Below are 22833 nucleotides of genomic sequence, written 5' to 3'. Positions count from 1 at the left end.
ATGTAAAAGCACGGATATTGTGCAAAAAGATCACAATGTAAAAGTTCACTACGATGAATGTATCAGATGTATAAAATGTCAAACAATTTATTCAGTGAAAGTATTTGGTATAAAATATGAAAAAGCTGTTGTAATAAATGAGCAAAATATATTATTTCTGTTATAACAGTTTCAAATTTATGCTATAATATGTATGGCTTTTTTAGGCTTTTTATTGACATCCAAAAGGAGGACAAGTTTTGAATAATTACAAAGGAATAGCTTATGCACTTTTATCATCAACAGCATTTGGGATTATGCCTATTTTGGCTAGAATTGCATATTTCAATGGTTCTAATCCAACCACCGTATTACTATTTAGATTTTTGATTTCAACATTAATATTATTTTTGTACTTAAACTTTAGCCACATTAATATTAACTTAAAAAAGGAACAGGTGCTGTTACTTATATCCATTGGTATTACTGGATATACTATAACAACTCAAGCTTTATTTATATCTTATAATTATTTAGGTGGGGGCCTTGCAACTACTTTGCATTTTATATATCCAGTTGTAGTTTGCATAGCAGGTTTTATATTTTATAAAGATAAAATGAGTACTAAAAAAATTATATCCCTATTACTTGCTGCAGCTGGTATTTACACATTAGTTGGTTTTAAAAATAATACTATAGATATTTTAGGAATTTCCTTAGCTCTATTTTCAGGTTTTTCCTATGGACTCACACTAATCGCCCTTAATTTAAAATCCATCCGGTCTTTAGATAATAGGGTTACTACTATGTATCTTTGTCTAGGTTCAACAATAGGTACAGCTCTATGTGGGCTGTTTAACAAAACCGTAGCTTTAAACTTTAATTTTAAAATTGTAGTTTGCTATTTAGGAATTTCTGTAGTTTCAACTATATTATCAATAATTTTACTTCTAAAAGCTATAGAACTAATAGGAGTATCATCTTCATCCATACTAGGAACTTTCGAACCTATAGTTAGTGTATTTTTAGGTGTACTGTTTCTCAATGAGCAAATGTCTCTTGCAATATTGGTTGGAAGTGCTCTTATACTAATTTGTACAATTGTATTAGCAAAAGATAAATGTGTAAGCTCTAGTTAAAAATTTGAATCCTATATGAAAAAGACACCTATTAACAAAAATTGGTGTCTTTTTATTTCATTTACGTTTCATGCTTCGAATAATCACTTTTGCATCTTCTCCAACTCTCAAGGACTCAACTATTTTTTGCAGTGCCTTATTATATGTAAAATTATCTAATGTATTATTTTTCAGATATTCCATTGTTTTTTCTGGAAATTTAATATAACAAGTTGAAACGGCCCAGGCAACAGCCATTTTAACATAATAACCTTTGTGCTTTATTTTATCTAATGATTTTAGCACCTTATCAACATAATTCTCCTTTATATAAAAATCAAGAAGCATTACAACAAAGAAACGGACTTCAAATTCTTTTTCAGAAAATGCATAAGACTGTAAATACTCCCATACACGCTGCATGTTGGACTTTGTAAACTTTAATCCACTACAAAAGCTGTCACAAACACCCCAATTATCAATTTTAGGAACAAAATTTGTAATATACCTTAACCTTTCTTCAACATCAGTTCTCACACATCCAATTACCATTCCCTGAAGCATAATTTCTTCATAATATTCATCCTGTGCGGTTTTTATATAAGTACGCCAATCTCCTTTAGCTATTTCTCTGGCAAGATCTCTTAAAAGCGGAAGTCTTACTCCTACAATATTATCATTGTCGGGACACAAATTTTCTTGAAATTTTTTATATTCATCATCCGCCAATTCAAAAATTTTTTCTCTTATCATTCTTTTATACAAATCATTTTCACTCATACTAATTTCCCCCATTACTAGAAAAATAACTTGCAGAAGTTCATACAATTTCACAGTTAAAGAACTTCAACCTTAACTATCTGCATTTTGCTTCTCTATTTCTAAAAGTTTTTCTTTTATATGTAAACCACCTGCATAGCCAACTAATTTGCCATTTGAACCTATAACACGATGGCATGGAATACATATAGGAATAGGGTTCTTGTTGTTTGCCATGCCAACAGCACGACAAGCCTTTATATTTCCTATATTTTGGGCCACATCTTTATAACTAAATGTTTTGCCATAGGGAATATCCTGCAGTGCATCCCATACTTTTTTTTGAAATTCCGTACCCTGCGGTTCCAGAGGCAAATCAAACTTTTTTCTTTTTCCCTCCAAATATTCTTGGAGCTGATTGCCTGCATTTTTCAATAAAGATGTTTCATTTATACATATATCTTGAAAATTCATTTTTCCAAAAGTTATATGAGTAATGGCCTTTCCATTTTCAACAATACCTATTTTACCAATTTTCGTTTCATAATAAAATCCATTATTCATGCCGCTTCCTCCCTATTTTTTTTTCTCTTTAATAATATAACTTTATTATAAGTATTTTTAAAAACTATGTAAAACATATTAATTATTTCCTATATATCTACGATAATATATCTAATAACGTAATTATCAATGAATCTTACTTAGTGGGAAAAGCATATATCCCAAATCTTTGATTTGGTGATAGTCGCTTTCGTTGTGTGCAAGCCGAGAACTTAAATCTTTGATTTAAAGTGAATTGCTTTCACAACGTACATGGGAGTGTTCTAGTAGGTAGACATCAGATAAATATTCTCCAAGGGGTGAAGTATATGCATACTGTTTTACATATTGAAGAAAGTGAATTTTTTTGTAACATTGTAAAAAATACCTTAGTACAAGGTAACTATTCCTATATATCCGCTGATAATTTCAATGAAGCTTATAAAATACTACAGGATTCCGATATAGATATCATTATAACATCTCTTTATGCAAAAGGAGGTTCTATAGAAAATTTTCTTAAGGATATAAATTACAGCAGTAAAAAAGATATCCCTATATTTGTTGTAACTAGTAATGCAATTGATGAAACAAAAAAAAAGCTTCTGAACTTAGGTGTAACCGATTATATTTTAAAAAAGGATTTAAATGAACAAATTATTCAACGTATAGATTCTATATTTCAATCAGATAAATATATGGAAGATTTAAGGGAAGCAAAAATTGCAATTATAGACGACAGTAGTTTCGACTCTTTAATCGAAAAAGATCTATTTAAAAAGTATAATATAAATAATGTGGATTCCTATAAATCTAGTAAGGACTTACTGAACAGCAATAAAAAATATGATATATATTTAGTTGATATTATATTAGAAAATGAGTTTGGCCAAAATTTAATCAGGGATATAAGGAAAGCCAATCTAAAAGCTTCTATAATAGCTGTTACATCCCTAGATAATCCTAAAACCCTTGCATCTATTTTAAATTCTGGGGCTGATGATTTTATAACTAAACCTATAAATGAACAGTTGTTTATATCAAAATTAAAATCCAATATTAAAACTTATGCTCTTAATAAGCAAGTCAAAAACATATTTAAAGAAATGAAAAAATAATTAAGTCGTTTCTATATGAAAAATGAAGTACAATTGATATAAAAATAAGCTGTAGATGATAAATGTAAAATCATTTATAGCTTATCTTTTATTACAATTTTTATTCAATACTCCATCCAATTTCGTTCTACCAGAGAAGTATTTTCCACGCCATATGTTTATCTTTTCACTAAGGTAGGCAGTATAATTGATGCCCAGTTTTGTAAATTTAAAACCAGGCTTTTTTCAAAAGTTTTATTCCATTTTCCATATCATCAAAGCTTAAATGTCCATATCCCATGAAAACCATATTACCTTCTTTATAATTACCTTGATCAAAATAATAAAATGATATGGGATAGACTTTAATTCCATTTTCTAAAGCCCTATTTATCAATTCCAATTCATTTAGATTATTTTTTACCTGAAGTGCAATATTAACTCCTGCTCTCTCCCCATAAATCACAACATCTTCTCCAAGTTGCTGTTTTATACAGTCTATAAGAAATTGCTGCTTTTTAGCATATATATTTCTCATTTTTCTAAGATGTGCTTCAAATAAATCTTCTTTCATAAATTCTGCAATTGTCAGCTGATGAATTTTTGATGCAGTTTGATTTATAAAGTTTCCCTTTTCAATAAAAAGATTCATTATATTTTCAGGTAAAATCATATAGCCAACATGCATTCCTGGAAAAAGAGTTTTTGAAAAAGTTCCAAGGTAAATCACTCTATCTTCACTATCCAAACTTTGAAGTGAAGGTATAGGATTTACGTTATATCTAAATTCACTGTCGTAGTCGTCTTCAATAATATATCCCCTACCCTTACTAATAAAATTAAGAAGTTTTATACGATTTGAAACAGGCATGGACATTCCCAAAGGATGCTGGTTGGATGGGGTTACATATATAAACTCAGGAGCCACTTTAAGGCTTTCAAGCTTTTCTATATTCATTCCCACTTGTGTCAATTCAATTGGCTCTATGTTATATCCATACCATTCAAAAACCTTTCTTACAGCAGAAAATCCAGGTTCCTCAAAAGCAATATTTTTATTACAAGATTCACTAAACAAGTCACATAATACAGCCATCAAAGTCTGCGTTCCTGCACCTATAATTATCTGGTCAGGAGAACAAATTACTCCTCTTGAACTTTTAACATAACTTGCAATTTGACTTCTTAATTCAAATTCACCTCTAGGATCTGAATAGGTTAATATATCTATATTTTCTTTTTTCATAAGGCTTTGCTCAATTTTCCTCCAATTTTCAAATGGAAAACTTTTACGATCCACTGAACCAGGTTTGAAATTATAAGGATATACTTTATCATCTATATGAATGCTTTTTAAGGGTTTAAGTTTTAAGGGTATATTTTCTTTTTGGGCGGTTTTTATTTGATCTTCTATATATTCCACATAATAGCCACTTCCATTTTTGCTATATATATAACCTTCACATAGTAGTTGATCATATGCCCCTTGAACCGTATTTCTGCTAACACAAAGTCTATTTTTAAGCTGCATTATAGACTCTAGCCTATCCCCTCTTTTAAGTGTACCTTCTAATATTGCTTTTTTGTAACATTCATATATCTGAATATACAGTGGTTTTTCACTGTGCCTCTTAATAAATATTGGTATCTCCATAAAATCATCCCCTTAATTTTTATAAAAATCATACCTTTTTATAGTTACAATTATATAGTACTATTTTATCAAATGTACAACAAGGAGGCTATTTTATGATAAAAGAAATACTATTACTTGGAAATGATGCTTTATACAAAAAAAGTTTACCTGTAGAAAAAGAAGACATGGATTCAATAAAGGAAACTGTTTTAGATTTACATGATACCTTAATTGACTTTCGTAAAAAATACAATGCAGGCAGAGCAATTGCCGCTCCACAAATTGGGGTATTTAAAAGATTGATATATATGTATATTGACAAGCCTATAGTTTTTATTAATCCAGTACTTAAATTTGATAACAAAGAAATGATGGACGTAATGGATGACTGTATGTCCTTTCCAAATCTTTTAGTAAAAGTTAAACGCTATAAAGAATGCTCTATAATATACAAAGATATAAATTTTGCAGATAAAACACTGAAGTTCAAAGGAGATCTATCAGAATTAATACAACATGAATACGATCATCTTGATGGCATACTGGCTACAATGAGGGCTATAGACAATAAATCTTTCTATATAAAAAGCAAATGATCAAACTTTACTGTAAAGCAGCATTGGCATATTCTTTAGAAAAATAATCATTATATAAGCAATATTGTTTAAGGTTCATTTCACATCCATAGATTTGTAAAAACCTATGGATGCAAAGTGAACTTAAATTATAGAACTAATCTTTTTCATTTTAACTATTATTCTTTTAATATCAGTTTTTTCCCTAAAAACTATTTCTTTTAAATACATAGCTTGTCTTTTAAGTGCTTTTCTCAATGCCGATATTTCTGCATCTACATCTGGATTCTTTTCGTTGAACTTACTTCTTAAAGATTGTGCCACTTCATATAAATCTTCATTTGGTTTTTCTACTAAATTATAACCCCAAGTATTACTATTTCCATGTGTTACACGCCTTGAAAAAAACTCATAGGTTATTCTATCAAAATCATAGACATATTTATTAAAATCGATAGACTTTATATATTTGTTAACAATTTCTTCTAGGCTCTCTCTTCTATTTTTTAACGCTTTAATTGACTTTTTTAATAAATCAACATTTTTTTCATAGTTTTCATGAGGAAATACAACATTTACTTCCCAATTTAATCTTATAAAACTGTTCTGCATCATTTTGTACAATTGAAAAAGTTTTAAATTAAGCTTAATACAATCAGTATTTTCACCTGTCATGCTAGCATTTCTAAAATTTAATTTTTCTATTTTTGAAGATAATTCTTGTGCATAATGGGAAGCCTTTTTAATAGTTTTTACCAAAGATTTTTCTACAATATTAGAATCTATAGTTTCTTTCATTTTAAAGAAACGCTCATAAAAATCCATTGGTCTAATAGGCACAGCATCTAAATCAAACAATATTTTTGCATATAATATATGATTTAACTTATAGGTTTTAGTGTCAAATCCAAAAGCTTTATTATCCATGGAACTATGATAAATATTAGTATAATATATACTAGATGTCATAGAATCCCTTGCTGTAATACAAGGAATACCTGTCTTAGTATAACAAAACTCTTCACTGCCAGTAGAAGTTGGTGATATAAATTCAAATTTATAGGCTGTATGATGCAAAATGGGTTTTACACTCTTTTTAGTATATTTTAGTAATTCATCGGATACCATTATCTGAAAATTTCTTTCATTAGGCACAGGAAAATTTCCATCAATATTAATAACAGCAAATGCTTTTTTTGACCATTCTGGATGAATATGAGTAATTTCCTCATAGGCTCCCATTGCCCAGTCATAATCTGAATTTTCTTTTCCCCATTCCTCAGCACCATGAGTAATAATTCGTATAGTTTTGTTAGGTTTATATCCACTATCTATTATTGCCTTTGCTATACCTAATATCGTGGAAACTCCAGAGGCATCATCAAAGTAAGAATGATAATATCCATCATAATGAGCCATTAAATATATAACTTCATCAGTTTTTCCAGGTATTTCTCCCCATATATTGTAAGAAGCTTTTTCTAACTCAACATAGGAATGTGCATCTAATTTAACTGTTATTTCCCTATCCGCAGATTTATTTATAAGGTTTTTTAATATATCAGAATCTCTTTTACTAATAGCAAGAACATGAGCATAAGATGGTCCTTCTACTGGCTGAGATATAAGGTAATCTTTATGCTGTACTTTATATTTTGTAACAACAAGAACAGCCTTTGCTCTTTTTAAATAAGCCTGATATGCTGGTTGCGATATCCAAAAGTCATTGAATGGATCAATACTAATTAACACTAATTTATTTGTAACATCTCCCAAAGATTTATAGTCACTTATTGTTCCACTTCCACCATCTACAACTTTAAAAAAGTCATCCTTTGCTTCTATACTTGTAGCATAACCTCCTAAAACAATCTTCTGTTCTTGTCCATCTTCATCTTTATATGAAATATTAGCACCTTTATAAGTCCAACCCCAACTGTAAAACTTGTCCCTATTTAGGTTTTTCAACCCAATCCTTTCAAACTCTCTATAAAGATAATTTGCAGCTTCAGTACTTGCTTTCGACCCTGCAGAACGATTTCCAGTAGCTTTATCATCTCCAAAACTCGATAGGATATCTATAATTTTTTGAGAATTAACTATATCAACATGCTTGCAAAATTCTCTAAATCCTGCTTTCATAAATAATCCTCCCATTTAGTCTACTTTAATAGTTTCTTTGCACTACATATTATTCTATATACTTCTAATTGTGTTAGATATACTATATAAAATAAAGGCATACTTTGACATAATAAATAAAATATGTTGATTTTCTAAAAGTATATTGGTAATATATAAATGCTATTTTGTATTTACTATAATTGGGAGGATGATTAAAATGCAAGATATAAAGAGCTGCACAATTTTAAATAATGGAGTAAAAATGCCCTGGATAGGCTTCGGTACTTATAAAGCTGATGGTCCTTCTGTTATTAACTCAGTAAAAGAAGCTCTCAAAGTTGGTTATGGTCATATAGATACTGCTGCTTTCTATAAAAACGAAGATGGAGTTGGTACTGGGATAAAGGAAAGTAAAGTACCTAGAGAAAAAATCTTTTTAACAAGTAAAGTTTGGATTTCCGATGAAGGTTATGAAAAAACTTTAAAAGCTTTTGAAACTTCTATTAAAAAACTAAAAACAGATTACCTTGATCTATATTTAATTCATTGGCCTAATCCACTGCATAATGAAACATGGAGAGCTTTAGAAAAGCTTTATAAAGAAGGATATGTACGAGCAATAGGTGTTAGCAATTTTACCGCTGGTCATTTGAAAGACTTAATGTCAAATGCTGAAATTATGCCAATGGTGAATCAAGTAGAATTTCACCCTCTGCTAGTTCAAAACGATCTAAGAGAGTTCTGCCAAAAAAATAGTATACAATTAGAAGCATGGTCTCCCTTAATGAGGGGTAAAGTATTTGAAATTCCCCTTCTAAAAGAGCTTGCAAAAAAATATAAAAAAACAGTATCTCAAATCGTGCTTAGATGGGATTTACAAATGGGAGTTGTAACTATTCCAAAATCAACTACTCCATCAAGAATAAAAGAAAATACAGACATATTTGATTTTGAAATAAGTAAAGATGACATGGCTAAAATTCAGCAGCTTGATAAAGGAATAAGGACAGGTTCCGAACCGGATGAAGTTTATGCTAATCCAGATGCATTAAAAAAATAGTACTACTTAAAAAAGTATGTCTTTGGCATACTTTTTTAAGCGTTCCTTGAATTGCCACCTATATGTTAAAACTATCTCTCATTATTGTCTTGTATTTATTCCTATTGTATAATTTAATAGTACTTCATCTGATGCCAAAAACTCTGTTTATATAAAGTAAAATCTAAAATTACAAATGTATTATTAGTTCATAGAATATTAGAGGAGGTAATATTTTAATGTATAAAATTGTTTTTATAGATATGGATGGAACTTTACTTAAAGACGACAAGTCAATATCCAATGAAAATAAACGAGCTATTAAAGCAGCTACAGAAAAAGATGTTAAAATTGTTCTTTGTACTGGAAGACCAATAGATGGAATTAAACATAATCTTTCTGATCTGAATTTAATAGCAAATAATCAATACAGCGTAACTTGTACTGGCGCTAATGTACAAAACAATACTGAGGATAAAATTATTTTTCAGTCACCTTTTAACAGCAAGGATCTAGAATATTTATATAACATGGCAGAAGACTTAAACCTAGACTTATGTTTTTATAATGATGGTACGTACTCAGTTTATAAGAACAACTTATATGGTAAATTAGAATCTGTTGCAAACAATACAAAATATGAGATAACTGAATTCAAAAACTTAATAAAACGTAACAACATACTAAAGGTAAACCTAATAAATGAAAACTCAGATGTTTTAAAGCACTATGTACATCATTTTGGATTTGACATGTCCCCTTACAGTGATTTTAAATTTAGAAGTACCTATGATAAAAATTTGCTGCTAGGCGATAGTTTACCGCAACATTTTTATGAAAATTTTTCAGTACTTAAAACATGTACTTATACCTTTGAAGTATTGAGCAAAAATACTAATAAAGGTACTGGTGTAAAAAAACTGTGCCAATACTTGGACATACCTACTAAGGAAGTCATTTGTATTGGAGACTCTCCAAATGATTTGGACATGCTTAAATGCGCAGGACTCCCTGTAGCCATGGGAAATGCTTCAGATGAAATAAAGCATACTGCTGACTATGTCACTTTAACAAATGAAGAAAATGGAGTAGCTAACGTTTTAGAAAAGTTCGTGCTGTAACCACTAACTATACGTAAAGAGCTATATCATTTTTTACTACTACAGCCTACGCATCCTTCATCTATGACCTTAAGAAGGAATGCCGTAGCCTGCATAAAGTTTAATGTTACCTTATCTTAGACTTAGAGTTAAACTTTAGATTTTCTACTTTAATAAACATCTGTAACCTTCGCAACATAGTCATCATATCCTGATTTAGCTAGTACCATAATAGGATGCTCCTGATTCAGTATTTGAACTCGATATGCCTGTGCTTCATCCTTATCAAAATATTCATCTCTATTAACATTTATTTTGCTTCTATCTGCAACCCCATAGTCTTCTAGTATTTCTGTAACTCTATTTTCTAAGTCTCCCGTTGGGCATTCAAGCGTCCTAATTCTATCAATTGCCTCATCAATTTTTTTCATTTTATTACCCTCCCATAAGGCATTTTCAAAAAATAACTAGTCAGTATGCTAGCCCATTTTTTCAAATGCCTAAAATAGATTAGTTGCATTTTTATTATGTCCCCATATTTTTTCTTAATTCTAGTCATGTCTTACCATTTTAAATTTTTCTATTACTTATAATATTAAAAAATATATATTGGCAACAAGACAAGTAGCAAGTATAATATAATCAATGAGTTAGGCAATCCTAAACTTATGTAAGAAGGAGATGACTAAAAATTAATAGTTTAAATTATTTTAATAACAGAGAAGATTGCAAAAAATTCTTGGATAGTTTTGATTTTAAATATTTTATACCTTATTTTTGTGATTGGGATGGCTATAATAGGTATACTGTCCAGCTTAATAAAGAATGTACAAAGATCTTATATTGTTCTTTGGATTCTGTAAAAGATGGATTAGTTAAGGATTCTTTTTATTTTTTTAATGCTGAAAAACTCAAGGTTAAAAATAAAGAGGGAATATTAGTTGATGCTTTTCAACTTGCTGAAGCAGGGGAATCCATAAGAAGATATGTAAGAGGGAGAAAATATTTACCGAAATAAATTTGCAGTATTAATCCTATTTCTTAAATGTAAAAAATTAAAAAATAAGCATAAATTTGCTTAAAAAACAAATTTATGCTTATTTTCAATTTAATTTCTCTCAAATTCTATTTTAATTTGGTAAAGTCACCTATAGTGTTATCTGTATGCTTCTTAATATCACTTTCATTCCATATATTCTGCACTTCCTCTTCCTACATTAAGAATATTTTTCCCTTCTAGCACAAATTCAACAATTCTTTTATTTCATTAATAGCTAAATAGTAATTTTCAACACTACCAAAACCGTACTTTGCAAATATAAAAGGAATTTCAGCAAGTATCGTTGCCTCATAATCTCCCTGGGTATCTCCAACATATGCTACATCATTCAAATTGTTTCTTTTTATAACAAGCTTTATATTTTCTCCTTTGCCCTTACCTGTATTTCCAAAGCATTCAAAGTCTGTAATGTACTTTTCAATTCCTGCCTTCTTCATAAATAATTCAATATAGCCGCACTGACAATTACTCACAATAAACAAATGACATTTTTCTGATAATTTCCTAATGGTTTCTTTTACATCGGGAAACAGCAGGTTATTTGTATTTTCTCTCAAGGCATCCTGCTCATATTTACAACATCTATTAATTATCAACTTTCTTTTACTCTCACTAGCATCATAGAACAAATCATCTGCTATTACATCCATAGTTTTTCCAAACTCTTTTTTTAACACAGAGGATGTTATAAGTGGAGCTGCTTTCCCTACTTCTGAAATTGCCCTGTTCCAGGCTTTTGCTACAATTTCTGTTGTATCCCATAATGTACCGTCAACATCAAATATTATATTCTTTATGATAAAGACCTTCTTTCTAATTCTCATTCATGAGAATATAATATTAAACAATGCTCATATAGTCAATACCTGGCGCTAATTGTTAAAATTAGTCATAAATAAGTATAATCTAAAAATATAGATTTTTTCTTTAATCATTTAATAATAATTCAGTTTTAAATGTTATTACAGCGTCTCCAGAAATTTTAACTTCTACCGGCTCTTTATCTTCTATATTTACCTCAACTTCAATAATTCCTGGCCTTCTTATAGCTTCGCCCTGCACAGCCTTAAATTTAAATAAAGAATTATTGTGGTGAATAAGGTTATGATGGACAAGATATGCACCCAAAGGGCCATTTGCATTGCCTGTAACAGGATCCTCATTAATACCTATTGCAGGTGCAAACATTCTACCATGTATTAAAATATCACTATTTTGTAAATCAGTTGTAAAAACATAATATCCATTACATTTAATAACCTTGCTTAGCTTAGAAAGTGCATCATAATTCGGCTCCAGTGCATTTAAAATTTCAATACTCTTTATACCAATCATAACTTTAGAATGACCTGTAGACACAATTTGAATTTTATAGTTTTCCAGTAGATCACTATTTTTTATATTAAGTGCTGCTAAAAGTTCTTTTCTACTCATACCGTCAATAATGGTACCAAATTCAATTTTGCCCTGCGTCATAACAATTTTATAATCCTCATTTTTCTTTACTATATCAACAGGTAAAATTCCGGCACCCGTCTTATGATAAACTCTTGACGTATCAAGTCCATTTTCTACAGCACGGGCATAATGAGCAGCAATAGTAGCATGGCCACAAATTGGCACTTCATTTGTTGGAGTGAAAAAACGTATATGAGCATCATATTCTCTGCTATTTGAAGAAAAGATAAAAGCTGTCTCAGAATTATTGAGTTCTCTAGCAATTTTTTGCATCTCATAATCAGTTAATCCATCTGCATTTGTTATTACTCCTGCTGGATTTCCTGTGAACTTTTCTTTTGTAAATGAATCAATTTGGTATAAATTATACTTTCTTGTCATGATTTTTATCTCCTAAATATATTATACATTAATGTATTAAACACTATTTTATTAATCCATAGCAATTAATATCTATGTATACTATAATAGTTTTGTTGGAGTACACATACAAGTACGCACTTTTTAATCAGATACTTACCATTTGGAAAGAAGGATAGGGTATGAATAGAGACATAATTGAAAAATTTCCAAATCAAAGAAAAAGACAAAAGGATTTTAAATGTTCCATAGGATTTGCCATGACTGTAATTGGAAGTAAGTGGAGAGCAATAATATTATGGCATATATTGAAAAATGATCCTATAAGATATGGGGAGCTTAAAAAATCTATTCCTAATATAAGTCATAAAGTACTATCTCAAGAATTAAAGTCCTTGGAGATGGATGGTCTTATTGAAAGAATTGCTTATACAACAATACCACCTAAGGTAGAGTATATACCTACAGATAGAGGAAAATCCTTAGAAAACATCTTAACTGAACTATGCCTTTGGGGTAAAAAATATATGAATTCATAATTTTTTAACATATTTTGCTTAAACTTCTGATACAAAGAATTTTGTTTATCAACTCAGCTCCCATCAAAAGCAAACACTTTTTATCTGAATTTTGGGGCTAATTATAATTAATTTTTAAGTTTGACACTTATATATATCTACCTTATAATTTAATTACGTAATTTGGAAAGGATAAGGAAGCGAAGATTAATATGATAAATATTATTAAAACTGCAATTGTAACTATAGTGATATCTTTTATATCAGGGTTACTATTAGATTATTACAAAAATTTAGCACCTAGGCTATTATGTAATATAAGAAGTGCTATGCCTATAAAAGATAATAAAAGAATTCGTGCATACATTATTACCGTTAGTAATATATCTAGTAAAACAATTAATAAGTTAACCCTAAATATACAAAGTCAACAAACTCACTTAAATATTACAGATGCAAAAATAACAAGAGGATTAAAATTTGATTCTTCACTAAAAGATAACATTTTGGATGTCTACATTCCTTTTTTAAGTAAGAATGATAAATTTTCAGTTACAGTATATGGAGATGATCAATATGCAATGCGCAATAAGCCTGCCATTGTACTCAGATCACCTGAAAATTTTAAGCAGATAGATTCTTTAAGACAAAATGGAATTTTAGCTTTATTGTTTAATATACCCAAAAGTATAAGTGAGACAATCTCAAATACAGTTAAAAAACCTGAAGCAATAGTTTCTGATGAAAAGGATGACTTTACAAAAGTTATGAGGAAGCCGTTAGGCACTGAAGAAACAACAAATAGAAGAAATAGGAAAGTACGTTATGGAAATAAGAACCCTGGTAATACTAAAAAGGCACTGATAATTGTTGTATCAATTATTTTGCTTGTATTTGCTGGAGTCTTAGGAAAATCTTATTTGAAAGGGGCATCTGCTAATACGCAAACCCCCGATGTAGAAACTGTCGTTCCAAATCAATCCACTGATGTTACAAATTCATCAAAAGGAACAACTAAAAATTCAAATTCAAAAGCTTCATCTGGACAAACAACTAGAAATTCAGGTTCAAAAGCTTCATCTGGACAAACAACCGAAAATCCAGGCCCAAAAGCTTCATCTGGACAAACAACCGAAAATCCAGGTTCAAAAGCTTCATCTGGACAAACAACCGAAAATCCAAGCTCAAAAGTTTCATCTGGACAAACAACTCAAAATCCAGGCTCAAAAACATCGCCTGGACAAACAACTGGAGGTTCAGATTCAAAAGCCTCATCTGGACAAACGACTGGAAATTCGGATTCAAAGCCTTCATCTGTACAAACAACTGGAGGTTCAAATTCAGGAACATCATCTGGACAAACAACTCAGAGTTCAGGTAACTAACACAGTAAAATAATATACACTTTATGAAAAATAAGCAGCTATCGCCAATTGATAGCTGCTATTCTTATGCTTTCTTTAATTTAAGCGTCTGAAAGTATCCAAAACTTTTTCTTTTTATACTATATATTTTAAGTTATTTATTTTAGCATACTCTAATTACCAGCTAAAATGTAATATATTGCATTTATATTCTAATTATGCTATCATTCTCGTGTGCATTACGCTGCTTACATATATTTAGAAATCAATTACATATGTATTGCTTCTAATTGAATAAGGTATTATTTAAACATTTGAGGAGGGCTATTTATGAAAGAAAAGCTACGTTTTAATCAAAATTTATTAATAGGTTCATTACTATTTGGACTATTTTTTGGTGCAGGTAACTTAATCTTTCCGGTGCAAATGGGACAAGAAGCCGGAAATCATACTTTAACAGCAACTATTGGGTTTTTAATTACAGGTGTAGGATTGCCTATTTTAGGAATTGTTGCATCAGCACTTTCAAAAAGTGAAAGTTTGCTTGATATGGCAGGTCCAATTAGTTCACGTTATTCAAAAATATTTACCTGCTTATTATATTTAACAATTGGTCCACTGTTTGCAATTCCTCGTACTGCCACAGTTGCATTTGAGGTAGGAATTCATCCTTTTATTTCTAGTGGAGATTTGAAACTTGGATTATTTATTTTCTCACTAATATTTTTTGTCTTTACCATTTATTTTTCATTAAGGCCAGGACAAATTTTAGATTGGATAGGTAAATATCTTACTCCTATTTTTTTAGTACTTCTATCTGTTCTATTAATTGCTACCTTTGTAAAGCCAATGGGACAAGTTAGTCAATATGCAGCTCAAGGGAAGTATGTTACTCAGCCATTATTTACTGGCTTATTAGATGGATATAATACTATGGATGCCTTAGCATCCTTAGCTTTTGCAATTATCATTATTTCTAATATACGAAAGTTAGGTATTAAAAATCCAAATTTAATTGCTGTTGAAACATGTAAATCGGGTTTAGTTAGTGTTGTTGGTATGGCTGTTATCTATGGATCATTAGCTTATATGGGAGCTACAAGCTTAGGCAGTATAAAGCGTGCTGATAATGGCGGAAGTATTTTATCTATGGTAAGTAATCATTATTTTGGCTTTGTTGGCAAAGTGTTATTAGCAGCTATCGTAGCAATTGCATGTGTAAAAACAGCTATTGGATTAATTACCTCTTGTTCTGAAATGTTTAGTGAAATGTTTCCAAAATCCATTCCTTATAAAAAATATGCAGTTTTATTTACAGTTTGTTCCTTTGCAATTGCCAATTTTGGATTAAATAGCATAATTAAGTTATCCTTACCAGTACTTATGTTTTTATATCCATTAGCAATTACTTTAATTGTATTGTCACTATTAACTCCATTTATACATAAACAAAATGATATTTATAGATGGACAACTGTGCTAACAGGTATTGCAGCATTTTTTGACTTTTGTAAGGCGCTGCCTGATCCATTTGTAAAAAGTTATATAGTAACACAACTTGTTAACTTTGCTCATTTGTATTTACCTGGTTTTGATTATGGGTTTGGATGGTTATTACCAGCATTCTGTGGCTTTTTTATAGGATTAATTATTTGGATTATTCGTGGGAAAAAAGCTAGTAACTAACTTATAGTTAAGTTTTTGTTCCTGTCATATTTAATATATTTTTAATATTATACATGTATTTTTGTAGTTTTATAAGTTTTACTACTTTTTTAATAACTTCTACAATCTCAAGTTCATTAATTGGTTTAGTAATATAATATTCAACTCCTAATAAGTAAGCTTGGGCAATAATTGTTTTATCACTTATGTCAGAAACTACTATAATTTTTCCATCAAATTTAGAAATTAATTTATTAACAATAGCTATTGGTAAACTTACAATAAGGATATCAATAGCTTTTATATTTAACAGATAACTTTCTGAAATAAATTGAGAACAGCTATATTCAATTGTTTCTCCAAGATTGTGGTCTTGAATAATTTTAGATAAAATAGAACTAATAGATTGGTCTTCACTAACAATAAGAAATTTTATGATAATCACCTCTTAACATATCATTTATAGCTAATATTGCACTCACATTTAATTTTAGTTCCACTGGAATATTTAAGATGTATGAAAATATAATAGGTAATACATAAAGATAAAATGTATAAGACAGTACTACCCCTATCGTGCTTAAATTCATAGTTGATGTAGATACTAATGTATCTATATTCTATGGGATAAATATAATAATTAAAATTCCTGAATTTCCTAGATCTAAAGCAAATTTTTTATACCTCACTTGACTTTATTTATTATTTCACTTACTATTATAACAAATAAACATATATACTAAAAATACGTATAAACTATTATACTTATACAAAAATACGTATAAATCTAATACATGGAGTGACTACTTTTATGGATATTAAGCAGCTTACTTATTTTCTTACAATTGCTGAAGAAAAAAGCATAACTAAAGCATCTGAAAAATTACATATAGCTCAACCACATCTCAGTCAGCAATTGAAACTTCTAGAAGAAGAATTAAATGTTAAATTGATAGAAAGAACTACTCGAAAATTTCAGGTAACTGACGCAGGTAAAAGATTATGGCATAGATCTAAGCAAATAATAGAATTAATGGAATCAACAGTTAAAGAGCTAAAGGACTTTAATGAAGGAATGGAAGGAACTCTATCCATCGGTACCATATCTTCTGCAGGAGATATCCTTTTACCTCAGCGAATATATAGTTTTAATAAAAAATATCCAAAAATAAATTTTGAGATACAAGAATGCAGCACAAATGAAATCTTAGAATTGTTAAAAAGCGGCGTAATTGAAATTGGAATTATACGTACTCCTTTGAACTCAGAAATTTACGAATCAATAAACTTACCTATTGAACCAATGGTGGCTGCAAGCAGTAACAGTTTCTATTGGAACAATAAAGGAAAGATATGTCTAAACGAACTTGCAGGTAAGCCTCTGTTAGTACATCGCAGATATGAAAAAATGATAATAGAATTATGCAAACAAACAGGATTTAATCCAAGAATACTTTGTAAAATTGAGGATACTAGATCAATATTATTACTAGCAGATACAGGAATGGGAATTGGCATTGTACCAAAAGATTGGATTGAGCTTATTCCAAATACAAATTTAAATTATAAGGAAATTAATGAACCATCATTGGATACGAATACTACTATAGTATGGATGAAAGATCAATATCTATCTTCTGCAGCTAAGCACTTTTTGCAAACTTTTAAAGCATAGACAAACCACTTTTTAATATACCATAAATAAAAAATATTCTTTTTCTCATATGCTGCCCTATGAGGAAGTACACAGTAATAATTGCAACACCTAATAAAGCAAGTATGTCCCCTATTTGGAGTTGAACTTTTAACAATTATATGATATATTAGTTGAAAGTTCAACTAAGTAAAAAGATGATTTATTATTTTACACGCTATGCGTACAAAACAAGCTAAATCTCATAATAAAAATACTCTTACCTATATTTTTAAGGTAAGAGTATTTTCTTAATTATTTACCACTAGCACCATAATTTGATAATACTCTAGCACTAGGGTCGTTTACGTTACAGCCTTCCCATTCTTTGTTTGGCATCCAAAAGTCTACTATCATATCTGCTTGTCCTGGATAATATTTTTCAAAAATTTCTCTATATAGCAATGATTCTTTTGTAAATGGTTCAACATGATATTCATATTTTTTACATAGCTTTTCAAATTCTTCATCAGAATAATATGTTTCTGCATATTCCTTTAAATAATCTACCATAGAATGCCCTACAGCATCACTAAATGCTGCTTTTTCACGATACAAAATATCATGTGGCAAGTAATCGCCTTCAAATGAATGTCTCAAAAGGTACTTACCCATGTTGTATTTGTTTAATTTCTTTTCTGGGTCAATGGACATAACATATTTTACAAAATCCAAATCACCAAATGGTACTCTTGCTTCTAAAGAATTTGAGCTTATACAACGGTCTGCACGAAGTACATCGTACATATAAAGCTCTCGAATTCTCTTCTGTGATTCCTTTTGAAATTCTTCTGCATTTGGAGCAAAATCAGTATATTTATAGCCAAATAATTCATCAGAAATTTCACCAGTGAGAAGCACTCTGACATCAGAAATCTCATGTATTTTCTTGCAAATCAAATACATTCCCATACTTGCTCTTATTGTGGTAATATCGTATGTTCCAAGAATTTTAATAACCTCATCAAGTGATTCAATTACTTCTTCTTTTGTCATATAAACAACAGTATGATCACTATGAATGTAATCTGCAACTTCTTTTGCATATTTTAAATCAATTGCATCTTCAGTCATACCTATAGCAAATGTTTTAATTGGTTTTTCAGGATTCATTTTCTGAGCAATTGCACATACGAGTGAACTATCTAAACCACCGCTTAACAAGAATCCTACAGGAGCATCAGCATCCATACGTTTTTCTACACCTGCTACCAATTTATCATGAATATTGCTGCAAATAGTTTCTAAATCATCCTTGCAGTAATCACTTTCTGTTGCTGCTATATCACAATAACACGTAAATTTACCATCAGCATAGTAATGTCCTGGTGGAAATGACATAATTTTATATGTAAGACCAACCAAGTTTTTAGCTTCACTTGCAAACATGATCTTACCTGATGAAGAATAGCCATAAAATAAAGGACGAATTCCAATTGGATCTCGTGCTGCAATATATCTGTCCTTTTTTCCATCATATATAATAGTTGCAAATTCTGCATCTAGCTTTGAAAACATATCTAGTCCATATTCATAGTACATAGGAAGTAATATTTCACAATCACTGTCAGAAATAAACTTATGCCCTTTTTTTATTAGTTCTTCTTTAATTTTGCGAAAGCCATAAATTTCACCATTACAGATAGCTGCATCTGTTTTTCTTGTGAATGGCTGCATTCCGCTAAAACTTAAATCCATAATAGAAAGTCTTTGAAAACCCAAAATACCAGATGGCAAAGTAAGAATTTCCGTCATATCCGGTCCTCTGGACTCAGTTCTCTGCAATGCCTCTGCAAATTTTTCATGTTTCATATCCGTTCCTGTATAGCACATAATTGTACACATATTAATATTCCTCCTTGGTTATAAAAACAGCATCAATTTATCCTAAATAAAACAATAGGACGAATTGATGCTTATCCGCGGTGCCACCTAATTTACCATATAATAATGGTCTCCTTCCAGCTACTACTGGTATCCAAATAACGCATGGAATACGACGCTCCTACTTTAATTTGAACCTATCTCAAACATTTAGTTTAAGGTACAGTTTACAAATATTTCAGTTTGCAACTCCGGAGTGTTATTCAAAAAAACTCTGCCACTGGATTCACACTATCTCCAGTTCACTGTTGGTGAAATATTTTTTTTACTTATCTCCATCATCACTTTTCTTTGATGAATTTAATTTTAAACTGTGTACATGCCTTTGTCAACACTTTTTTAATTTTTTCCTACTTTTATTAAATAAATCATAATATTCAGATATAAATTATGCTATTTGTTTATAAAAGAGTACTACTTTTAAACTTTTTAACTTTCATCTCCCACTTGCTGAAATCATGCTATATATTAACTTTTCTTTGAAATCTTTTAATGCTAAACTATTCTTTCTGAACCCATTTTTGTATAAATGCCACAAAAGCTTTTGTACTAGGGCTTATATATTTTCTGTTCGGGAGGCAAAGGCAAATGGTTCTACTCACCTCAGGTTCCAATCTTCTCCTAACTAGTCCCTCACAAGAATAAGAATTTAACACCAGTTCCGGCAGAATACTGATACCACATTCACTCCGAACTAAAGCAATAGTTGATTGATCGCTTAAAAATCTAGTATGTTCTAGTAACCTGCCCTTTGCTTGCCGTAAAATTTTCCCAATAGAATAGTTAGTTCCTTCACTTGGAATAACAAAAGTTTCCCCTGCCAGTAGTTCTTTCGTAATCTTCTCATATCTACAAAGGGGATGGTGCTTAGACATTATTACATAATAAGGGTCAGATATTAGTGGAATATCATTACCATTACTCATTCCATTTTCTGCAGTAAAAGCACAATCAATTTCATCTTTAGAAAACCAGTCTTTAATCCATTCATAATTAATGGCATCATTTATCTGCAGCTCTACCAGTGGATATTCTTTGCGAAATTTTCTAATTATTTTAGGCATCCATTGTACCGCCACACTAGTAATGACTCCAATTCGTACATTCCCTCTGTATACTCCTTCCTGACCAATAATTTGATGTATCCTCTCATCATTTATCACAATTTCTTTTGCCAAACTTAAAATCTGTTCCCCCTCTTCTGTTACAGAAACTCCATTTCTTCCACGATACAAAAGTTTAACCCCTAGCTCATCTTCTAAAGAAGAAATCATATGACTGGCCGCAGTCTGGCTATAGCTTAATTGCATGGCAGCTCTTGTCAAATTTCCAATTTCAGCTGCTTTTACAAAAAGTGCATATTTATTTATGTCCACAAATACTCTCCCCTTTTCATCATAACTTAATATATTACATGAAATTTCATCATGATTCCATTGAATAATCTGCATTTTATTTTACTATTTCGATATGCTAAAGTGTAATTTGAAATTTAAATTACATTTTTATGTTACAGGAGGTAAGACTATGAAAATTGCAATCTTAGGAGCTGGCGCTATGGGGAGTCTATATGCTACCTATCTTTCCTGTATCCATGAAGTAACACTGCTGGATAGTTATAAGCCCCAAGTAGATGCCATCAATACAAATGGTCTAACCAAGGTTGAAAAAGACAATACTGAATCAAATTATACCATTAAAGCTTCAATAAGTGGAACTGATATCGGAATTCAGGATTTATTGATTGTATTTGTAAAAAGTATCAACACTTTTGATGCAGTCAAAGAAAATCAAGCTATAATCGGCCCAAAAACCATTGTCATGACGTTACAAAATGGTGCTGGTAACAATCACGACATTGCAAACTTTGTTAAAAAGGAACATATTATCGTTGGTACTAGTAGCCATAACAGTGTTAGCCTTGGGCTAGGCAAATTTTTTCACTCAGGCTGTGGCCCTACCAATATTGGTCCTGACTTTCCCTGCGATGAATCACAAAAGGCAGTGAAAATCGTAGCACAAGCCATGTGCCAGTGCAATCTAACCGTCAACATCATCGATAATATTCAAAAAGTGCTATGGGGAAAATTATTTGTAAACTGCGGTGTAAATGCCCTATCCGCAATAATGGAGTGTAATCTAGGCAAAATTCATTCCAATCCTTATCTCTGGGAAATCTGTACAAAAGTAGTTCACGAATGTGTCCTTGTAGCTAAAGCTGATGGCACATGCTTTAACCAAGCAGAAGCTCTTGAAACTGTGCAACATGTATGCATAAGCGATGCTGCCGGTTATGCCAGTATGTATCAAGACCGTCAGCATAAACGCCGTACAGAAATTGATAAAATTAATGGTGTAGTTGCCAATCTCGGACAAACCTACTGTATTGATACTCCTTATAATGAAATGCTTGTAGATCAGATACATGCATTAGAACAATCCTATTTATTATCTTAATAAATATTAAGTACTTTTTCATATCTATATTATAAAATAAATTTACTATTTATCAAATATAACCATATAAGTATTTATGTCATTTTTATTAAAGATATTAATTTTATTTGAGAAAGGATATAGAGAGGGGAACTACTAAATAAGCAGTTCCCTTTGCTTTGGTTTTTTTAAGTTTTAGTAGTTTATATTTTGTATTGTGTTAGCTTTGATGTATTCATTTTATCGTAGACTTTATTCTTTAATTAAGTTTTCTTCAAAACAATCCAAGTTTTTTCTCTAACTATTCAAAGTTTTTTCTGGGATATTACTTATCATACCCGATAATACCCCATCCATAGTTGTTACCAAATAGAATTTTTATACAACTTATATTAACTGGATCTTTTATATAATGATAATAACTT

The 22833-nt window shown here is 30.3% G+C and carries 21 protein-coding genes and 1 other annotated feature; of the genes, 11 read left to right on the top strand and 10 right to left on the bottom strand.

Annotated elements, in window-relative coordinates; genetic code table 11:
* The first annotated feature begins 239 nt into the window (after window positions 1-239).
* A complete protein-coding gene (locus CLJU_RS08790) occupies window positions 240-1118 on the top strand; it encodes a DMT family transporter (RefSeq protein ID WP_013238444.1) in 879 nt (292 codons plus the stop codon).
* Window positions 1119-1175: 57 nt separating this feature from the next.
* On the opposite strand, the gene CLJU_RS08785 is transcribed toward CLJU_RS08790, so the two are convergent.
* The gene (locus tag CLJU_RS08785) at window positions 1176-1877 is read right to left on the bottom strand and encodes a DNA alkylation repair protein (RefSeq protein WP_013238443.1); all 702 of its coding nucleotides are present in this window, start codon (window positions 1875-1877) and stop codon (window positions 1176-1178) included.
* A gap of 72 nt (window positions 1878-1949) precedes the next feature.
* A complete protein-coding gene (locus CLJU_RS08780) occupies window positions 1950-2420 on the bottom strand; it encodes a methylated-DNA--[protein]-cysteine S-methyltransferase (protein ID WP_013238442.1) in 471 nt (156 codons plus the stop codon).
* A 308-nt stretch (window positions 2421-2728) separates the two neighbouring features.
* On the opposite strand from CLJU_RS08780, the gene CLJU_RS08775 reads away from it, so the two are divergent.
* Window positions 2729-3517 carry a response regulator gene (locus tag CLJU_RS08775; RefSeq protein ID WP_013238441.1) on the top strand — a complete coding sequence of 263 codons (789 nt, stop codon included), beginning with the start codon at window positions 2729-2731 and terminating at the stop codon, window positions 3515-3517.
* A 208-nt stretch (window positions 3518-3725) separates the two neighbouring features.
* Here the strand turns inward: CLJU_RS08775 and pdxR are convergent, their stop codons facing one another.
* Window positions 3726-5150: a MocR-like pyridoxine biosynthesis transcription factor PdxR gene (pdxR, locus tag CLJU_RS08770; protein WP_013238440.1), complete on the bottom strand. Its 1425-nt coding sequence runs from the start codon at window positions 5148-5150 to the stop codon at window positions 3726-3728.
* A 95-nt stretch (window positions 5151-5245) separates the two neighbouring features.
* Here pdxR and CLJU_RS08765 point away from each other — a divergent pair, with 95 nt between their 5' ends.
* The gene (locus CLJU_RS08765) at window positions 5246-5728 is read left to right on the top strand and encodes a peptide deformylase (protein ID WP_013238439.1); all 483 of its coding nucleotides are present in this window, start codon (window positions 5246-5248) and stop codon (window positions 5726-5728) included.
* Between the two features lie 123 nt (window positions 5729-5851).
* On the opposite strand, the gene CLJU_RS08760 is transcribed toward CLJU_RS08765, so the two are convergent.
* Window positions 5852-7849 carry a M28 family peptidase gene (locus tag CLJU_RS08760; protein ID WP_013238438.1) on the bottom strand — a complete coding sequence of 666 codons (1998 nt, stop codon included), beginning with the start codon at window positions 7847-7849 and terminating at the stop codon, window positions 5852-5854.
* Window positions 7850-8048: 199 nt separating this feature from the next.
* Here CLJU_RS08760 and CLJU_RS08755 point away from each other — a divergent pair, with 199 nt between their 5' ends.
* The gene (locus CLJU_RS08755; RefSeq protein WP_013238437.1) at window positions 8049-8891 is read left to right on the top strand and encodes an aldo/keto reductase; all 843 of its coding nucleotides are present in this window, start codon (window positions 8049-8051) and stop codon (window positions 8889-8891) included.
* A 218-nt stretch (window positions 8892-9109) separates the two neighbouring features.
* Window positions 9110-9991: a Cof-type HAD-IIB family hydrolase gene (locus tag CLJU_RS08750; protein WP_013238436.1), complete on the top strand. Its 882-nt coding sequence runs from the start codon at window positions 9110-9112 to the stop codon at window positions 9989-9991.
* Window positions 9992-10140: 149 nt separating this feature from the next.
* On the opposite strand, the gene CLJU_RS08745 is transcribed toward CLJU_RS08750, so the two are convergent.
* Window positions 10141-10401, bottom strand: a complete 261-nt coding sequence (locus tag CLJU_RS08745) for a hypothetical protein (RefSeq protein WP_013238435.1) — start codon at window positions 10399-10401, stop codon at window positions 10141-10143.
* A gap of 308 nt (window positions 10402-10709) precedes the next feature.
* On the opposite strand from CLJU_RS08745, the gene CLJU_RS08740 reads away from it, so the two are divergent.
* A complete protein-coding gene (locus CLJU_RS08740) occupies window positions 10710-10988 on the top strand; it encodes a hypothetical protein (protein WP_013238434.1) in 279 nt (92 codons plus the stop codon).
* A gap of 218 nt (window positions 10989-11206) precedes the next feature.
* On the opposite strand, the gene CLJU_RS08735 is transcribed toward CLJU_RS08740, so the two are convergent.
* The gene (locus tag CLJU_RS08735) at window positions 11207-11854 is read right to left on the bottom strand and encodes an HAD family hydrolase (RefSeq protein WP_013238433.1); all 648 of its coding nucleotides are present in this window, start codon (window positions 11852-11854) and stop codon (window positions 11207-11209) included.
* A gap of 103 nt (window positions 11855-11957) precedes the next feature.
* Window positions 11958-12869 (bottom strand): PhzF family isomerase, encoded by a 912-nt coding sequence (locus CLJU_RS08730; RefSeq protein ID WP_013238432.1) that lies wholly within the window; start codon window positions 12867-12869, stop codon window positions 11958-11960.
* Between the two features lie 161 nt (window positions 12870-13030).
* On the opposite strand from CLJU_RS08730, the gene CLJU_RS08725 reads away from it, so the two are divergent.
* The 3 genes from CLJU_RS08725 to brnQ all read left to right on the top strand — a co-directional run bounded on the left by CLJU_RS08725 (window position 13031) and on the right by brnQ (window position 16416).
* Window positions 13031-13387, top strand: coding sequence for a winged helix-turn-helix transcriptional regulator (locus tag CLJU_RS08725; RefSeq protein ID WP_013238431.1), 357 nt, complete (start codon window positions 13031-13033; stop codon window positions 13385-13387).
* Between the two features lie 191 nt (window positions 13388-13578).
* On the top strand, window positions 13579-14751 hold the full coding sequence (locus tag CLJU_RS22900) for a hypothetical protein (protein ID WP_013238430.1): 1173 nt from the start codon (window positions 13579-13581) through the stop codon (window positions 14749-14751).
* Window positions 14752-15060: 309 nt separating this feature from the next.
* Window positions 15061-16416 carry a branched-chain amino acid transport system II carrier protein gene (gene brnQ, locus CLJU_RS08715; protein ID WP_013238429.1) on the top strand — a complete coding sequence of 452 codons (1356 nt, stop codon included), beginning with the start codon at window positions 15061-15063 and terminating at the stop codon, window positions 16414-16416.
* Between the two features lie 7 nt (window positions 16417-16423).
* Here brnQ and CLJU_RS08710 read toward each other — a convergent pair whose 3' ends face one another.
* Entirely contained in the window at window positions 16424-16840 is a 417-nt protein-coding gene (locus CLJU_RS08710) for a response regulator (RefSeq protein ID WP_013238428.1), read from the bottom strand.
* A gap of 366 nt (window positions 16841-17206) precedes the next feature.
* Between CLJU_RS08710 and CLJU_RS08705 the strand changes: the two genes are divergently transcribed.
* Window positions 17207-18070 (top strand): LysR family transcriptional regulator, encoded by an 864-nt coding sequence (locus CLJU_RS08705; RefSeq protein WP_013238427.1) that lies wholly within the window; start codon window positions 17207-17209, stop codon window positions 18068-18070.
* 273 nt (window positions 18071-18343) lie between these two features.
* On the opposite strand, the gene asnB is transcribed toward CLJU_RS08705, so the two are convergent.
* Both asnB and CLJU_RS08695 read right to left on the bottom strand, forming a co-directional pair.
* Window positions 18344-19933, bottom strand: coding sequence for an asparagine synthase B (asnB, locus tag CLJU_RS08700; RefSeq protein WP_013238426.1), 1590 nt, complete (start codon window positions 19931-19933; stop codon window positions 18344-18346).
* 52 nt (window positions 19934-19985) lie between these two features.
* Window positions 19986-20263: a binding site (T-box leader), on the bottom strand.
* A 209-nt stretch (window positions 20264-20472) separates the two neighbouring features.
* Window positions 20473-21348 carry a LysR family transcriptional regulator gene (locus CLJU_RS08695; RefSeq protein WP_013238425.1) on the bottom strand — a complete coding sequence of 292 codons (876 nt, stop codon included), beginning with the start codon at window positions 21346-21348 and terminating at the stop codon, window positions 20473-20475.
* A gap of 151 nt (window positions 21349-21499) precedes the next feature.
* Here CLJU_RS08695 and CLJU_RS08690 point away from each other — a divergent pair, with 151 nt between their 5' ends.
* Window positions 21500-22429 (top strand): ketopantoate reductase family protein, encoded by a 930-nt coding sequence (locus CLJU_RS08690; RefSeq protein WP_013238424.1) that lies wholly within the window; start codon window positions 21500-21502, stop codon window positions 22427-22429.
* The last annotated feature ends 404 nt before the right edge of the window (window positions 22430-22833 follow it).

Origin of the sequence: Clostridium ljungdahlii DSM 13528, assembly GCF_000143685.1 — a bacterium.
Classification (GTDB): domain Bacteria; phylum Bacillota; class Clostridia; order Clostridiales; family Clostridiaceae; genus Clostridium_B; species Clostridium_B ljungdahlii.
Note: the sequence above shows the minus strand (reverse complement) of the source record. Positions and strands in the feature narration are given on the sequence as shown.

Coding starts and splice junctions, on each gene's coding strand:
- CLJU_RS08785 (WP_013238443.1), bottom strand. CDS start 1,877: ATGAGTGAAAATGATTTGTATAAAAGAATGATAAGAGAAAAAATTTTT.
- CLJU_RS08780 (WP_013238442.1), bottom strand. CDS start 2,420: ATGAATAATGGATTTTATTATGAAACGAAAATTGGTAAAATAGGTATT.
- CLJU_RS08775 (WP_013238441.1), top strand. CDS start 2,729: ATGCATACTGTTTTACATATTGAAGAAAGTGAATTTTTTTGTAACATT.
- pdxR (WP_013238440.1), bottom strand. CDS start 5,150: ATGGAGATACCAATATTTATTAAGAGGCACAGTGAAAAACCACTGTAT.
- CLJU_RS08765 (WP_013238439.1), top strand. CDS start 5,246: ATGATAAAAGAAATACTATTACTTGGAAATGATGCTTTATACAAAAAA.
- CLJU_RS08760 (WP_013238438.1), bottom strand. CDS start 7,849: ATGAAAGCAGGATTTAGAGAATTTTGCAAGCATGTTGATATAGTTAAT.
- CLJU_RS08755 (WP_013238437.1), top strand. CDS start 8,049: ATGCAAGATATAAAGAGCTGCACAATTTTAAATAATGGAGTAAAAATG.
- CLJU_RS08750 (WP_013238436.1), top strand. CDS start 9,110: ATGTATAAAATTGTTTTTATAGATATGGATGGAACTTTACTTAAAGAC.
- CLJU_RS08745 (WP_013238435.1), bottom strand. CDS start 10,401: ATGAAAAAAATTGATGAGGCAATTGATAGAATTAGGACGCTTGAATGC.
- CLJU_RS08735 (WP_013238433.1), bottom strand. CDS start 11,854: ATGAGAATTAGAAAGAAGGTCTTTATCATAAAGAATATAATATTTGAT.
- CLJU_RS08730 (WP_013238432.1), bottom strand. CDS start 12,869: ATGACAAGAAAGTATAATTTATACCAAATTGATTCATTTACAAAAGAA.
- CLJU_RS08725 (WP_013238431.1), top strand. CDS start 13,031: ATGAATAGAGACATAATTGAAAAATTTCCAAATCAAAGAAAAAGACAA.
- CLJU_RS22900 (WP_013238430.1), top strand. CDS start 13,579: ATGATAAATATTATTAAAACTGCAATTGTAACTATAGTGATATCTTTT.
- brnQ (WP_013238429.1), top strand. CDS start 15,061: ATGAAAGAAAAGCTACGTTTTAATCAAAATTTATTAATAGGTTCATTA.
- CLJU_RS08705 (WP_013238427.1), top strand. CDS start 17,207: ATGGATATTAAGCAGCTTACTTATTTTCTTACAATTGCTGAAGAAAAA.
- asnB (WP_013238426.1), bottom strand. CDS start 19,933: ATGTGTACAATTATGTGCTATACAGGAACGGATATGAAACATGAAAAA.
- CLJU_RS08690 (WP_013238424.1), top strand. CDS start 21,500: ATGAAAATTGCAATCTTAGGAGCTGGCGCTATGGGGAGTCTATATGCT.